Consider the following 14,020-nt stretch of genomic DNA (forward strand, 5'->3'; position numbering starts at 1 on the left):
CAGCCTGGCGCGGCCTACCGAGGGGAGCCTTGGTGCCGCGCCCTGCTCCTCACTTGCCGCCAGTGACATCCAGAAACGTCCCCGTAATGAAAGACGCCTCGGCGCTCGCCAGCCAAAGGATGGCCTGCGCCACTTCTTCAGGCTGACCGCCGCGCCCCATGGGGATCGAATCCTTCACCCGGTCAACCCGCCCCGGCTCTCCGCCGCTGGCATGAATATCGGTGTAGATGTGCCCGGGTCGAATACAGTTGACGCGGATTCCTTCCCGGGCAACTTCCTTGGCAAACCCGATGGTAAAGGTCTCAAGCGCGCCCTTCGACGCCGCGTAGTCGACGTATTCATTGGGACTGCCGAGCCTGGCCGATGCCGACGAGATATTCACCACAGAGCCGCCGCGCCCGTTGTGACGAAACGACATGCGTTTCACCGCTTGCTGGGCACACAGCATCGGCCCGATCGCATTCACCGCAAAAATCCGCTGCATCCGCTCGAAATCCAGGTCCTCGACCCGGGACTGCAACGCGTTGATCCCGGCGTTGTTGACCAGCACATCGATGCGCCCGAATGCCCGGTCGATCGCGGCAAACAGTTGGGCAACCTGCTGCGGTTCGGCGCTGTCGGCGCGCACCGCCAGCGCCCGGCGACCGGCGGCCTCGATATCCGCCACCACCGCGAGGGCAGCAGACTCATCGGAAACGAAACTGATCGCCACGTCGTAACCTTGTGCGGCAGCCAGCCGCGCGGTGGCGGCGCCTACGCCACGGCTTCCACCCGTTATCAGTATCAGCGGGGCCTGCGGGACGGTATCCATTGAGCGTACCTTTATGTGGTGGTGGGAAAATGCGTTGCCTGCTGTCAGCCGATCAAAATCGTGCCCGTGGCAATCACCACGCACGCCAGTACTTTTCGAACCGTCAGCGCCTCGCCAAGGAAGAAGTAGCCGATCAGCGCCGCAAACAACACACTGGTTTCACGCAGCGCCGACACCGCCCCCATGGGCGCACCGGTCATGGCGTAAATGATGATCCCGTAGGCCAACAGAGATACCAGCCCACCGGCGAAGGCCGTGAAAAACCCGGGCCGCACGCGGAACAAACTCGTTGGCCCACGCAGGCCGATATAGACCGCCGGCATCAACACGCCCCACAGCGCGCACATCCACACCGTATAGGCCATCGGGTCACCGGACAGGCGCGCGCCGATGCCGTCTGTCACGCTGTAGGCCGCGATGAAAACCCCGGTACCCAGGGCGTATGGGAGGCTGGGCACCGCCAGCCGGCGCCCTCTGAACGCCAGTGAAATGATGCCGCCCGACACCAGGGCAATGCCCAGCAGCGCGCTGGCCGAAACGCTCTCCCCGGCAAACACCGCTGCGCCAAGGGTGATCAACACGGGTGAAGAACCGCGTGAAATCGGATAGGTTTGCCCCAGGTCGCCGACCTTGTAGCTGCGCACCAGAAACAGGTTGTAGCCAACGTGCAGCACCGCTGACAACACCACATAGAACCAACTGGCCGGTGCCGGTGGCGCAAGGAACAAGGCAGTGGCGCCACTGGCAACCGCCACGGCCAGGCACATCACCGTCATCGACCAGAGCCGATCGGCGCCGCCACGCAGCAGCGCGTTCCAGCTGGCGTGCAGCAAGGCGGCGAAAAGGACCAGGAGAACGATGGGATAAGGCATGCGCCAATCCTAAGCAATCCGGCGCGTTAACTGAAACGAAGTCTGCTCATTGAATAATGAGCAAATCCTCATGCCTTACGCATAAGCCAGTCCGGCGTTCACAGCTTCCTGCATCAGCCAGTCACGAAAGCTGACAATGTGCGGCCGGGATTCGAGGCCTTTGGGGCAAACAAAATAATAGGCCACAGGCGATGGGAACGGCACATCGAACAGCTTGACCAAGCGTCCGTCGCCCAGCTCTGATTCCACGTGCCCGCTGCGCGCCAAGGCGATGCCCTGGCCGAGCAATGCCGCCTCGATCGTCATGTTGGTGTCCGCAAACCTGACACTTTCCTTGAGCGGCGAAACCCCAAGCCCCACGTGCTGAAACCAGACTTCCCATTTTGGCACCAGGTCGGCACCGTCTCGCGTCAACAGCGGGTAGCGCAGCAACTCGGCAGGCGCGTGCGGCATGCCAAAGCGCTTTAACAATTCTGGGCTCGCCACCGGGAAAATCTGTTCCCGGAACAGGAACTCCGAGTACAGCGCCGGGTAATTGCCATTGCCGAAGCGGATCGCCACGTCCGCTTCTGCGCTTGAGAAGTTGATGGCTTTGTCACTGGAGTCCAGCGTGACGAGAATTTCCGGATGCTGCTGGGCCAGGCTCGGCAAGCGTGGCAGCAGCCATTTCAGTGCGAAGGAATAGGTGGTGCTGACCTTGAGGCGTACCCGGCCCTTTTGCTCACGCAAGTCTGCGAGCGTGGCCTCAAGGTTCATGAAGAACTCCCGCACGATCGGCGCAAGGGCCGCCCCGGCGGGCGTCAGGCTGAGTGACTTGCCCCGCTGGAACAGCTGCAATCCCCACAGCTCTTCGAGGTGCTTGAGTTGATGGCTGACGGCACTCTGGGTGACGTGCAGCTCTTCTGAAGCCGAGGTGAAGGTGGCGTGCCGCGTGGCAACTTCAAAGGCGCGCAATGTCGAGGTCGGTGGCAGGTCTCGCATGGCATGGCTGCTCGGGCGGTCGCCCGCCTTTATGAATGAAAACTCATGATAGAGCATTCCAGTCGCCGGTCGACAGCGGCCCGCTATTGAGCTGCCACACACACCTGCTGAAACCACGCCGAAAAGTTCGGCCAGCGTTCATTCGTCGGGCCATTGTGCGACCAGTACCGAACCTGGCCCGTTTGTGACACGCAAAAGTAGTCGCCATTGTCTTCAATGAACGGCAGCCAGTCCTTCGGCACACCCATTTGATTCCAGGCGACCTGGGCGATTTCGAACAAGTCGAGATGGCTCGTGCCCGGCAGGATCACGGCGGGCTCGAGCGTCGCATTGGCGACGTCGCTGCCGCCCTTGAGGAATTCGACATAGGCAGCCGGGAACGGGAAGTTCAGGTTGCGCCCGGCCTTTTCGATTTCGGCATCGGTTGGAATACGGAACGGATCGGAGGTCATCGATAAAGTCCCTGGCTCGACGAAGTGGAGTGTGCTGAATACCACAGTTCAGCCTGCCGACACACCCTCAACCCAGTTGGAACCGCGCGGTATTGTCGCTCAATGCACGGCTGCCCTTGCTCAAGCTGTCCGCCGCCTGATTCACCGCCCGTGCGCCCTCAAGCAGGCGCCCTGCCGCCTGGTCAACCTGCTGGATATTGCCGCTCACCTCGTCTGCCGTCGCCGCCTGCTCCTCAACCGCCGTGGCGATCTGCGCCAAGGTATCGGTAACGCTCTGCACGGCACTGGCGATCTCGCCCAGCCGATGGCCCAGGCCGGTGACCGACTCGGCGTCGGTAACCGCCTGCTCACACGCCGCGCCCATCAGCGTCACCGCTTGGCTCACGGTCGAACGCAAGCTGTCGACCGTGCCGGCGATCTGCGCCGTGGAGGCCTGGGTGCGTTGCGACAGGCTGCGCACTTCATCAGCCACCACCGCAAAACCCCGGCCCTGCTCGCCGGCCCGTGCTGCTTCAATGGCGGCGTTCAGTGCCAGCAGGTTGGTCTGTTCGGCAATCCCGCGAATGGTGTCGACCACCGACTGAATTTGCTGCCCCTGCTGGCTGACGCGCTCCAGCGCATCGGAGGTGTCGGTCAAGCGCTGGTTGAGTTGCTGAATGCTGGCGGTGGTGCGCTGGCTATCGCGGCTACTGTCCTCGGCAATCCGCCGGGTTTTCTGCGCGCTGCCGGAGGCCTGCTCACAGCTTTTGGCGACGCCCAAGGAGGTCGCGGCCAATTGCGTGGCGGCGGCGGCAATCTGGCTGATTTGCTGTTGCTGGTCTTCCACTTCGGTGAGCGTGCTGCCCGATTGCGAGTTCAACATCAGCACCGCAGAGCCCAACTGCTGCGTCTCGTGATTGACGCCCAGAAGGCTGGTGCGCAACTGCACCACGGCCACGTTAAGTGCCGTGCTGATGGCGGCCAGTTCGTCACGCCCTTGCACCGCCACCTCCACGCACAGGTTGCCGTCGCGCAGCGATTCGGCCAGGGTGGTGATACCGCTGGCGCTGCGGCGGATCGACGCCTGCAAGCACACGAACAGGTACAGGGCCGCCAACGCCAACACGCTGAACGTCACCGCCACCGGGATAAATTGCTTAAGCGAGCTTTGGCGGTAGTAACCCAGGCGCGCATCCAGCGAGGTCAGCGATTGGGTGCGCAACGCGCCCAGGGTGCCGAGCATGCCATCCACACTGCGTTCAAAACCTGTGGTATCAAGCTTGATGGTGCCGCCAAACACGCCTTCGTCCAGGGTTTTCAGCTCATTATCCAGGCGTTGCACGCTGTCGTCGTATTGCACGATCCAGGCTTGCAGCCCCGGATATTGCTTGGCCTTGAGGGACATGGCCGCCTTGACCAACTGGTCGCGGGCATCGCCGATGCGCCCGCGCAAATCACGCATCTGCAACCGGCTTTGCAGGGTGAACTGCCCCGAGGCGATGGACGATTGCCCGACGCTCGCCATGCGCCCGATGCGCTCCACCAGGTCGGGCGTCTGCTGGGTGGAAATCTGCATCAACAGGTAGGTTTCAAGCCAGGGGTCGAGGATCAACCCGGTGTCCATGGTGATTTGCTCGCGCAGGGTTTGCATCGCGCTCAACGCAGACGTGAAGCGGTCGTAGCCATCCGGCCACCAACCCACCGCACGCAGGGATGGCGAGTCCATGCCCTTGACCGAGGCCTGCAATGCTTCAAAACGCGCGAGGGTGTCCACGCTGGCATTCTGGGCCTTCAGCGCCTCACCCAGAGCCTGTACGCTTTGCAGGATCAGCGGGAAGTTGGTGTCGACGGCGGTCATGGCCGCCTTGGCGGCGGGTGTCTGGTCATGCAGGATGTCCGCGGCTTTCCAGCGCGCAGCCAGGTTGCGCTGGGCGGTGAGTTGAGCGTCCAGGGTATCCAGCGCGAGCAGTTCACGCACACCGGATTGCTCGTTGGAGATCACCGTCAGCTTGGTGCGGTACTCCTGCGCGATCATCCACAAACTACCCGCCAGGGGCAGCATGAACAGAAAAAACAGGATCTGAAACTTGCGCGCAAATCCAAAACGTCCGAGCAGGTGGATTCCTGGCGACAAAAGACTCTGCATGTCCGACTACTCCTAGAACCACTCGCCTGAGCGGCGAATAAAGCTGTTAAATGATTGGCGGCAAAATGCCATGTCATTGATTAAGCTGGCTCTAGCAAGAAGCGGACCGCTGTTGCCGGGCCCACAGATACGCGGTGCGTCACTCACCGCACAGTCAGGTATGCACAAAAATGGGGCGAAATAACTCAGTGCCCACAACAGCACTGTAACCGTGGGGGACTCTCACTCGCTCACAAAAGCCAACACCTTCTCCAGCATCCGATCACAGGCCTCAAGCTGCGCAACGCTGATGAACTCATCGGGCTTGTGCCCCTGGTCCATGCTGCCTGGCCCGCACACCACCGTGGGAATTCCCGCCTGATCAAACAACCCGCCTTCGCTGCCGAACGCTACCGTGCCGTATTCCCGCGAGCCGCAGAAACCGGCAACCCATTCAGCCGCCTGGCTCTGCACCGAGGTTGATAACCCCGGGTAGCTCGACAGTTCACTGAAGTTGATCGCGCACTGCGCACTCACCGCCTGCATCGCAGGCAACAACGTGTGTTCGGCATAACCGCGCAATTGGTTCGCAACGTGCCAAGGATTCTGCGCAGGTAGCGAGCGCACTTCAAAGTCAAAACTACAGTTTTGCGGCACGATATTCAGGGCCTTTCCGCCCGCGATCATGCCGGTTTGCACGGTGGAAAACGGCGGATCAAAACTCCCGTTGTGGTGTTGCGGTGCCTTGAGTTCTTCACCCAGCCGACCGAGTTCGAGAATCAACTGCGCGGCGTATTCAATGGCGTTCACACCCGACGGCGCATACGCCGAATGGCACGCCGCGCCATGCACCTCGCAGCGCATCGCCAACTTGCCCTTGTGGCCCAGCACCGGCTTGAGTTCGGTCGGTTCACCGATCACACACAGCAGCGGCTTGACGGGCTTGGCGTGGAAGGCTTCGATCAGCGAACGCACGCCCAGGCAACCCACCTCCTCATCGTAGGACAGCGCGATATGCACCGGCATGCGCAGCGGCGCCCGCACCAGCGCGGGTACGCTGGCCAGCACACAGGCGATGTAGCCTTTCATGTCGGCGGTGCCACGGCCGTACAGCTTGCCATCCTTCTCGGTCAGTTCGAACGGCGCCACGCTCCAGCGCTGGCCGTCTACGGGCACCACGTCGGTATGACCCGACAGCACAATGCCCGGCACGTCCGCCGGGCCGATAGTTGCCAACAGGTTGGCCTTGCTCTTTTGCTCGTTGAACAACAGCGCACAGCTCACGCCGTGGTGCTGCAAGTAGTTGCGTACGAAGTCGATCAGCGCCAGGTTCGATTCGCGGCTGGTGGTGTCGAAGCTGACCAGTTGCGCCAGCAGGTCACGGCTCTGGCTCATCGGTCGTCTCCCGGCACTGCGTAACCCGGGGCAAACTGCGGGTTGATGGCGCGGTCGATGTAGTCCTGCATTTGCCCGCGATAGGCCTGCCAGAGTTGCTCGAGTGCGCCGAGCGGGTCGTCATCGGCCCAGTCCACCCGCAGGTTGACGATCGGCCACAGGTGATCACCGACCACTACCAGGGCGGCGGAATGCACCGGCCCCGCCTCACCGCCCCCGGCCACACCCGCCTGCATGGCGGCGAGCAGTCGGTCGGTGAGGTGCCCGGGCGTGCCTTCGAAGGCGCGCACCATGGCTTCGATCACGCCGGTATTGGCCAGCATGTTCCCCGCCGCCACGCATTGCTCACCGCTGACTGCGTGGTGAATGCCCAGGGTCTGCGCGCCGCTGAAATGCGCGGTTCTGCCGGCGCTGTCAATCACCGTCACCTGGCGATACTCGCTGTGGCTGTGCGGGGTGAGCACAGCCGCCAGGGCCTCACTGGGCGTCATGCCCTCGGCCAACAGGTCCAGGGTGTGCGGGCCGAGTGCCGGCAAGGTGATGTTCTGCGACGCTACCGCGCCCACGCCCGGGCGCAACCACGGGCAACGGGCGCCCACGGCAATGCTCGACGAGCTGATAGCAATACCCAGCTGGCCGGTTTCGGCACAGCGGGCGACAACCGAAAAGGTCATGGAGATTCCTGCCTGTGAGGGGTTAAATCAGTCGAGCAACGAAGGGTCGGCGTCGATCATCAACTGCTTCATTTCTTCAAAATGCCGTTGCGAGAAATCCGTGATGCCTTCCCAGCCCCGCGCGGTTTTTTCGGCCACTTCGTCAGACAGAACCCGCAGCGGTTGGCCGGTAGACCACGCCGTAACGAGGATCTGGCAGGCACGCTCCAGGGTCCAGATATCGTCGAATGCCTCACCGATGGACGTGGCGGTGACCATCACTCCATGGTTGCCCATCAACAAGCGGCGCTTGCCGTCCAGCAACCCGGCCAGGCGCTCGCCTTCGGCCTCGGTGTCGGCCATGCCGCCGTACAGTTCGTCCACCGCCACGCGATTGAAATAGCGCGCGGTGTTCTGATCGATCGGCGGAATATGCGGGTTGGCCAGGCACGCAACGGCGGTGGTGTAAACCGGGTGCAGGTGCAGCACGGCGCGGGTTTGCGGCAACAACCGATGAATCTGCCCGTGGATTGACCAGGCGGTGGAATCCACGTCGGGGTGCTCGGCGCCGCCGGCGTCGTCGGCGTGCAACAGCAACAGGTCACTGGCCCGGATACGCGAGAAGTGCTTCCACTTCGGGTTGAGCAAGAACTGTTTGCCGTCGGCTGATACCGCCGCGCTGAAATGGTTGGCCACCGCCTCATGCATGCCCAGGTGCGCAACGATGCGAAAAGTCGCCGCCAGGTCGATACGGGTTTGCTCTTCAAGTGATAACGCCATGTAGCTTTCTCCGCAGGGCAATTGGATGGCGAGGGGTTTATTGTGGCGAGCGAGCTTGCTCGCGCTGGACTGCGCAGCAGTCCCATTCGCTTGGATAAAACGAGGGGGCCGCTTCGCGGCCCAGCGGGAGCAAGCTCCCTCGCCACAACAAGCTCGGTCGCCACAGGTTCGGTGCGTACCGTTAAGTGAGCACGCTTGTGATCAGGACTTGGGCATCAGCTCGGCGATGTCGGCATCGGTGGGCGCCTGGAAGTTGTATTTCTTGAGCAAGGCGGCGTATTCAGGGGTGGCGCTGAATTTCTTGATGCCTTCGACCAAGGCATTCTTCACGTCGTCATTGCCCTTCTTCACACCAAAGCCGTTCAGCACCGGGTAGATCAAGGTGTCGGAAGAAATCACCACGCGGCCGCTGAGTTTGTCGACCGCGCCACGCGCTACTGCGGCGTCGGTGATCTGCGCTTCAACGGCATGGGCCAGCAAGGCCTGGGTGGTTTGTGGGTCGGTGCTGTACTCGCTGATCGCGATCGGCTTCAGGCCCTTCTTCACACAGTACTCATCCGACAGCTTGTGCATCTGCGCCAGCCAAGAGGTCGCGCCCATCGAGCCGATCTTGTGGCCGCAGAACTCTTCCGGGGTCTTGGGCTGGAACTCGCTGCCCTTGAGGGTCAGGATCGATTCGCCGCTTTTGAGGTAGGGAATCATGTCGATGACCTTCACCCGCTCGGCGGTGATGTACATCGAGGAGTTGGTCACATCGAACCGCCCCGCCTGCAAGCCGGTGATCAGGTTGGGAAAGCGTGTGTCGAGGGTCTCGACGGTGCGGCCCATGGTCTTGGCCAGGCCATCCATGAACTCGATGTCAAAGCCTGCGGGCTTGTTGTTATCCATGTATTCATAGGGAAAGAAGGTCAAATCGGAACCGGCGACAATTTTCCCGTCTTTCTGGAAGGCCGAAGCCGCCAACGACGTCATTGCAACCGCAGCGCCCAGCAGGCACACGGCAATGGGGCGAGCAATCATATGAAACGCTGTCATGGTAATACCCTGCAAGGTGAGAAGAAGGTTAGGCGGTGGGTGAATCCTGGCCGGCCTGTTGCACAAAGAAAGAGGCGCCACGGGGCTTTTGCGGCAAGCGCATGTGATTGTCCGTGGAACGCACCAAGCCACTTTCCTGACCGGCGACCATCAGGCCGGCGTGTGCGCTGGGCAGCGGGTTTTCGCCGAATGGCAACGCGTCTTCAGCGGCGTATACACCGATGAACAGAGTGCGCGGCAGTTCAGTCTCGTTAGGGCTTGAAGCATGCAAAAGTCGGGTGTGCATGAAGCACACGGAACCGGCCGGCCCATAACAGGCAACCGGGTTCTGGCACAGGTCGTCGACCACCGCGGCCTCCACCGCGCCGGTAAAGCGCTGCTCGTGCCAGTGCGACCACAGCGGGCCTTTGTGGCTGCCGGGAATTACCGTCAGCGGGCCATTTTGCGGAGTGACTTCACTGACCATCAGCAACGCCGTAACGATGTCGTCGTTGCTGTGAGGCGTGAACAAAAAGTCCTGGTGCCACTTAACCTGTGTGGCGGTGTGGGGCAGTTTCGAGTTGATCTTGCTGTGGTGAAAGCGCGTGCCGCCGGCCCCGATCAGTTGCGCAGCAATCTGCGCCATTCGCGATTGCAATGCCACGCGCTGGTACGCCGGCGAAATCTCGGTGGGCGAACTCACCCGGCGCAGCGAGGGATGATCCGGGCGGTGGTCGCCTTCCAGGTCAAAACGCGCACGGCCATCTACCGTTTCACCCCAGCCCTGGTCGTGGCTACGGCTGTCTTCTACCCACTGGTCGAAGTCGTGCTGCAACGCGGCCACGTCTGCAGCCGACAGCACGTCTTGCACCACCAGGAAGCCGTCGCGGTGGAACTGTTCAATTTGCACTTGCTCGATCATGTTGTTGCCCTCTTGTCGCTCGAACGTTAAGGGAGTCACGCCAGCGAGACGTCCTTGAGGAACGCCTCGACACGTGGGTTTTCGCCGCTGCGCAGCGCCTGCGGGGTGTCGTCGCAGACCACCCGGCCCTTCTCCATGAACACGATCCGGTCGGAGACCTTGAACGCGAAATTCATCTCATGGGTGACGATGACCATGGTGATGCCCTCCTGGGCCAGGGCTTCGATGACTTGCAGCACTTCGTTGACTTTTTCCGGATCGAGCGCCGAGGTGGGCTCGTCAAACAGCATGATTTGCGGGCGCATCATCAGGGCGCGGGCAATGGCCACGCGCTGCTGCTGGCCACCGGAAAGCTGGTGCGGGTACTTCCAGGCGTGGTCGAGCATGCCGACCTTGTGCAGCAGCGCGTAGGCCTGTTGCTTGAGCTCTTCGACACGCCCGAGGCGGTGGTACTTCGGCGCCATCAGCAGGTTGTCGAGCACGCTCAGGTGCGGGAACAGGTTGAAGCTCTGGAACACCATGCCGATGTTCAGACGGTGCTCGGCGTGCTCCACGTACTGTGGTTTTTGCGCGCCGACTTTGTTCAGGTGAATGAACGGCTGGCCATTGATTTTGATCTCGCCGTTATCCAGTTGCTCCAGGCCGTTGAGCAGACGAATCAGCGTGGTCTTGCCGGAGCCCGAAGGCCCGATCACCGACACCACTTCGCCGGGCTGGATCTGCAGGTTGACCGAGCCCAGCACTTCCACATCGTTGTAGGCTTTATGCAGCCGCGAAGCCTGCAGTGCCGGGCCTTCGGTGCTGGCCGGGCGCTGCAGGGCGACACGCTGTTGGGTCGCCAGCGCCAGCACTTCGGCATCGGGCACCCGAGAGACGTTGCGCTGGTTGACGTCGAGAAAACGCTCCAGGCGCTTGAGCAGGAAGTCGAACACCGTGACGATAAACACGTAGAAAAACGCCACCGCCGCCATCGTCTCGATCACCAGGAAGTTCTGCGAATACAGCCGCTGGCCGACCATGAGAATCTCGGTCAGCGAGATTACCGACACCAGGGAGGTGAGCTTGACGATGGAGATGTATTCGTTGGCCAGCGACGGCAACGCCACTCGCAAAGCCTGCGGGATGACCACCCGCCACTGGATCCCGAAAAACCTCAACCCCAGCGCCCGCGCAGCCTCGCCCTGGCCCTTGGGAATCGACAACAGGCCGCCCCGATGAATCTCGGCAACGTAGGCGGTTTCGCAGATCACCAGCGCCAGCAGACCGGCCCAAAACGGGTCTGCCAGAATCACTGAAGTGGCGGGAATCGCCTGCGGCAGGTTGTAAATGAAGATCAGCAGCACCAGCAGCGGCAGGCTGCGGAACAACCAGATGTAGCCCCGCGCCGGCAGGCTGATCAGCGCGTGTTTGGACTGCTTGGCCAGGGCCAGCAGGAAACCCAGGGCAATACTCAGGACCCATGTCAACGAACTGAGCTGGATAACCGTCCATGTTGCCCGCCAGAACTCGGCATCGGCCAGCAAACCAAACATGTAGTTCCAGTTGAAAGTCATCGTCACTGTGCTCGACAAAAAAAATGAAAATGCCCACCGAATGCTCAACGTGAAGGTCGAACCCTGATCTGCACCGATGGACTGAGATTCGTGGGAGGAGGCCCTTGGGGTCAATTCGTAAAAGCCGGCCTATTGGGTAGGGAGAACCTACGCAGCGTCACCGTTCCCTGGGTGGCGACTGGACTGTCAAAACAGCTTGACTCGTATTGGTGCGACGCCGTGTGCGCAATGCAACCAGCGCCATCTTTTGGTGCAATGCGAACACAACCCTCTGTAGGAGCTGGCTTGCCAGCGATGGCATCGCCTCGGTGTATCTGCAAGCCCCAGGTGCCCGCATCGCAGGCAAGCCAGCTCCCACAGAAAAGCAGGAAAGCAGTGCCTCAACTCACGCTGTTGAGGGTGCGCACCGCATGGGCATCGAAAAAGCTCGGGGCGGCCATGCCCGGGATGTACTGGTCTGAAACGAACATGCGGCAACGCTCGGCAAAGGCCGACACGACACGCGACAACTGGGTATTGCTCGCGGTGGCATAGCCCAGCTGCATGGGCCGGTGCGGGCCGGACAACCGCAGGCGGATCAAACGCTTGCCATCCTGGGAAAGGTTGGCCTTGGGCCGGGCATTCGCGAAGGAATAGCCGATACCATTGGCCACCATCGAGCGCACGGTTTCCAGGTTGCTGGAGCGCATGATGATGTTCGGGGTGGTGCCCGCCTGCATAAAGAAGCTGAGGAAATATTCCCGGCTCCAGGGCGTGTCCAGCAGCACCACCGGGTAATCCTCAAGGTCGAGCATGCTCACTGCCGACAGGCTCGCCAGCGGATGGTATTCGCCCACCATCACATACGGCGGCAATTGCGCCAGCGGCTGGAAGTCGATGTCGTCACTGGTCACCAGGTCGTAGGTCAGGGCGATATCGATCTCGGCGCTGCGCAGCTTTTCCAGCATTTCCTCGTGGTTGCCTTCGACTTGCGTGAGGCGTACACCTGGAAACGCGCGGCCAAAACCGAACACCAGCTCGGGGGTGATCATCGGCGCCAGCCATTCCAGGCAACCCACCCGCAACGGGCCCCGCACCGTGTTCAGCGACTCGGAGGCGATGGTGTAGAGGTTGGTCATCTGCTCCAGGATCAGCTTGGCCTCTTGCATCACCTGGCGCCCCACCGCCGTGAGGGAAATGCCCTGGGCGTGGTGGCGCACAAACAGCTGGATGCCCAGCTCGGCCTCCATGTGGGTGATCGCCGCCGAGATAGACGGTGACGACACATGAATGCGTTCAGACGCCGCACTGATGCTGCCTGCCTCACCGGAAGCCACGAAATATTCCAGTTGGCGCTGGGTAATACGACTGAGCATCACGCCTCCACATCATCAATAAGCTGACGCCAAGCGGGCGTCGACGGCCTTGACGGTGACGTTGCATGGTTCATGCCGGATGCCGTTTTGGCCTTACGCGGGCGCTCGGCTACGGCGCTTCGGTTTTGCCTAAGCATTACCTCGCGCAAATGCTGGTTTCGCGCGGGCGGGGCCAATGTGAAGCTGGGTTTATTCCGCTCCCCAAGAGTTGCCAGCAATGCCCACCCATACCCGTATTCGCATGTTCAACACCCGGCAGACTTACCCCAACCAGTCGCTGGACAACGACTTGTGCCAGGCCGTGCGCGCCGGCAACACCATTTATGTGCGTGGCCAGATCGGCACGGATTTCCAAGGCAACCTGATTGGCCTGGGCGACCCACGCGCGCAAGCCGAGCAGGCGATGAAAAACGTCAAGCAACTGCTGGAAGAAGCCGGCTCCGACCTGTCGCATATCGTAAAAACCACCACCTACCTGATCGACCCGCGCTACCGCGAACCGGTGTACCAGGAGGTCGGCAAATGGCTCAAAGGCGTGTTCCCGATCTCCACCGGCCTGGTGATTTCCGGCCTGGGCCAGCCGGAATGGTTGATGGAGATTGATGTGATTGCCGTGGTACCGGATGACTGGAACCCTGGCCAACCGGCATGAGCAGGTCACCTGACGAGCAGGAGGTTCCCATGCCCCGCACTGTGTACTTCCTCAACGGGCCCAACGCCAACCTGTATGGGCTGGACAAAAACGGCACCTACGGCAGCGAAAGTTTCGCCAGCATCGAGGCGCGTTGCCAGCGCCACGCGACCGAACTGGGCCTGACCCTGGAGTTTCGCCAGAGCAACCATGAAGGCGTGCTGGTGGACTGGATTCAGGAAGCCCGGCTCAACGCCCACGCGATCATCATCAACGCCGCCGGCCTGACCTACAGCTCGGTGCCGATCCTGGATGCGCTGCTCGCGTTCGACGGCCCGATCATCGAAGCGCACATGAGCAACATCTGGAAGCGCGAGCCGTTCCGGCATCACTCCTATGTGTCCAAAGCCGCCACCGGCGTGATCGCAGGCCTCGGCGCGCTGGGCTATCGGCTGGCCCTGACGGCGGTGGCCGAGCTGATGGAGGCGGATTAAGGC

General features: G+C 61.7%; 14 protein-coding genes. 2 read left to right on the top strand and 12 right to left on the bottom strand.

Annotation, left to right across the window (positions count from 1 at the left end; translation table 11 throughout):
• Positions 1 to 49 precede the first annotated feature (49 nt).
• The 12 genes from RGV33_RS19635 to RGV33_RS19690 form a co-directional block, all read right to left on the bottom strand.
• Positions 50 to 811, bottom strand: a complete 762-nt coding sequence (locus RGV33_RS19635; protein ID WP_322145719.1) for a glucose 1-dehydrogenase — start codon at positions 809 to 811, stop codon at positions 50 to 52.
• Positions 812 to 855: 44 nt separating this feature from the next.
• Positions 856 to 1,683: a DMT family transporter gene (locus RGV33_RS19640; RefSeq protein WP_322145720.1), complete on the bottom strand. Its 828-nt coding sequence runs from the start codon at positions 1,681 to 1,683 to the stop codon at positions 856 to 858.
• A gap of 75 nt (positions 1,684 to 1,758) precedes the next feature.
• Complete coding sequence (gcvA, locus tag RGV33_RS19645) at positions 1,759 to 2,664, bottom strand: transcriptional regulator GcvA (protein WP_322145721.1); 906 nt, start codon at positions 2,662 to 2,664, stop codon at positions 1,759 to 1,761.
• Between the two features lie 83 nt (positions 2,665 to 2,747).
• The gene (locus RGV33_RS19650) at positions 2,748 to 3,116 is read right to left on the bottom strand and encodes an SMI1/KNR4 family protein (protein WP_322145722.1); all 369 of its coding nucleotides are present in this window, start codon (positions 3,114 to 3,116) and stop codon (positions 2,748 to 2,750) included.
• A gap of 67 nt (positions 3,117 to 3,183) precedes the next feature.
• Complete coding sequence (locus tag RGV33_RS19655) at positions 3,184 to 5,241, bottom strand: methyl-accepting chemotaxis protein (protein ID WP_322145723.1); 2,058 nt, start codon at positions 5,239 to 5,241, stop codon at positions 3,184 to 3,186.
• Positions 5,242 to 5,463: 222 nt separating this feature from the next.
• Positions 5,464 to 6,615, bottom strand: a complete 1,152-nt coding sequence (argE, locus tag RGV33_RS19660) for an acetylornithine deacetylase (protein ID WP_322145724.1) — start codon at positions 6,613 to 6,615, stop codon at positions 5,464 to 5,466.
• Positions 6,612 to 7,289, bottom strand: a complete 678-nt coding sequence (locus RGV33_RS19665) for a DUF1028 domain-containing protein (RefSeq protein ID WP_322145725.1) — start codon at positions 7,287 to 7,289, stop codon at positions 6,612 to 6,614. The genes argE and RGV33_RS19665 overlap by 4 nt, the downstream gene beginning before the upstream one ends.
• 27 nt (positions 7,290 to 7,316) lie before the next feature.
• Positions 7,317 to 8,048, bottom strand: a complete 732-nt coding sequence (locus RGV33_RS19670) for a class II aldolase and adducin N-terminal domain-containing protein (protein ID WP_322145726.1) — start codon at positions 8,046 to 8,048, stop codon at positions 7,317 to 7,319.
• Between the two features lie 201 nt (positions 8,049 to 8,249).
• Positions 8,250 to 9,083, bottom strand: a complete 834-nt coding sequence (locus RGV33_RS19675; RefSeq protein ID WP_322145727.1) for an ABC transporter substrate-binding protein — start codon at positions 9,081 to 9,083, stop codon at positions 8,250 to 8,252.
• Positions 9,084 to 9,111: 28 nt separating this feature from the next.
• Positions 9,112 to 9,984: a phytanoyl-CoA dioxygenase family protein gene (locus tag RGV33_RS19680; RefSeq protein WP_322148708.1), complete on the bottom strand. Its 873-nt coding sequence runs from the start codon at positions 9,982 to 9,984 to the stop codon at positions 9,112 to 9,114.
• 35 nt (positions 9,985 to 10,019) lie between these two features.
• A complete protein-coding gene (locus RGV33_RS19685) occupies positions 10,020 to 11,537 on the bottom strand; it encodes an amino acid ABC transporter permease/ATP-binding protein (protein WP_322145728.1) in 1,518 nt (505 codons plus the stop codon).
• 380 nt (positions 11,538 to 11,917) lie between these two features.
• A complete protein-coding gene (locus RGV33_RS19690) occupies positions 11,918 to 12,892 on the bottom strand; it encodes a LysR family transcriptional regulator (protein WP_322145729.1) in 975 nt (324 codons plus the stop codon).
• Positions 12,893 to 13,109: 217 nt separating this feature from the next.
• Here RGV33_RS19690 and RGV33_RS19695 point away from each other — a divergent pair, with 217 nt between their 5' ends.
• Positions 13,110 to 13,544, top strand: coding sequence for a RidA family protein (locus RGV33_RS19695; protein ID WP_322145730.1), 435 nt, complete (start codon positions 13,110 to 13,112; stop codon positions 13,542 to 13,544).
• A gap of 29 nt (positions 13,545 to 13,573) precedes the next feature.
• Positions 13,574 to 14,017, top strand: coding sequence for a type II 3-dehydroquinate dehydratase (locus RGV33_RS19700; RefSeq protein ID WP_322145731.1), 444 nt, complete (start codon positions 13,574 to 13,576; stop codon positions 14,015 to 14,017).
• Positions 14,018 to 14,020 lie beyond the last annotated feature (3 nt).

It is taken from the genome of Pseudomonas sp. Bout1, from assembly GCF_034314165.1.
Taxonomy (GTDB): domain Bacteria; phylum Pseudomonadota; class Gammaproteobacteria; order Pseudomonadales; family Pseudomonadaceae; genus Aquipseudomonas.

What these genes read in the sequence shown, in the direction of transcription:
- RGV33_RS19635 (WP_322145719.1), bottom strand. Translation starts at nt 811, where the DNA reads ATGGATACCGTCCCGCAGGCCCCGCTGATACTGATAACGGGTGGAAGC.
- RGV33_RS19640 (WP_322145720.1), bottom strand. Translation starts at nt 1,683, where the DNA reads ATGCCTTATCCCATCGTTCTCCTGGTCCTTTTCGCCGCCTTGCTGCAC.
- gcvA (WP_322145721.1), bottom strand. Translation starts at nt 2,664, where the DNA reads ATGCGAGACCTGCCACCGACCTCGACATTGCGCGCCTTTGAAGTTGCC.
- RGV33_RS19650 (WP_322145722.1), bottom strand. Translation starts at nt 3,116, where the DNA reads ATGACCTCCGATCCGTTCCGTATTCCAACCGATGCCGAAATCGAAAAG.
- RGV33_RS19655 (WP_322145723.1), bottom strand. Translation starts at nt 5,241, where the DNA reads ATGCAGAGTCTTTTGTCGCCAGGAATCCACCTGCTCGGACGTTTTGGA.
- argE (WP_322145724.1), bottom strand. Translation starts at nt 6,615, where the DNA reads ATGAGCCAGAGCCGTGACCTGCTGGCGCAACTGGTCAGCTTCGACACC.
- RGV33_RS19665 (WP_322145725.1), bottom strand. Translation starts at nt 7,289, where the DNA reads ATGACCTTTTCGGTTGTCGCCCGCTGTGCCGAAACCGGCCAGCTGGGT.
- RGV33_RS19670 (WP_322145726.1), bottom strand. Translation starts at nt 8,048, where the DNA reads ATGGCGTTATCACTTGAAGAGCAAACCCGTATCGACCTGGCGGCGACT.
- RGV33_RS19675 (WP_322145727.1), bottom strand. Translation starts at nt 9,083, where the DNA reads ATGACAGCGTTTCATATGATTGCTCGCCCCATTGCCGTGTGCCTGCTG.
- RGV33_RS19680 (WP_322148708.1), bottom strand. Translation starts at nt 9,984, where the DNA reads ATGATCGAGCAAGTGCAAATTGAACAGTTCCACCGCGACGGCTTCCTG.
- RGV33_RS19685 (WP_322145728.1), bottom strand. Translation starts at nt 11,537, where the DNA reads ATGACTTTCAACTGGAACTACATGTTTGGTTTGCTGGCCGATGCCGAG.
- RGV33_RS19690 (WP_322145729.1), bottom strand. Translation starts at nt 12,892, where the DNA reads ATGCTCAGTCGTATTACCCAGCGCCAACTGGAATATTTCGTGGCTTCC.
- RGV33_RS19695 (WP_322145730.1), top strand. Translation starts at nt 13,110, where the DNA reads ATGCCCACCCATACCCGTATTCGCATGTTCAACACCCGGCAGACTTAC.
- RGV33_RS19700 (WP_322145731.1), top strand. Translation starts at nt 13,574, where the DNA reads ATGCCCCGCACTGTGTACTTCCTCAACGGGCCCAACGCCAACCTGTAT.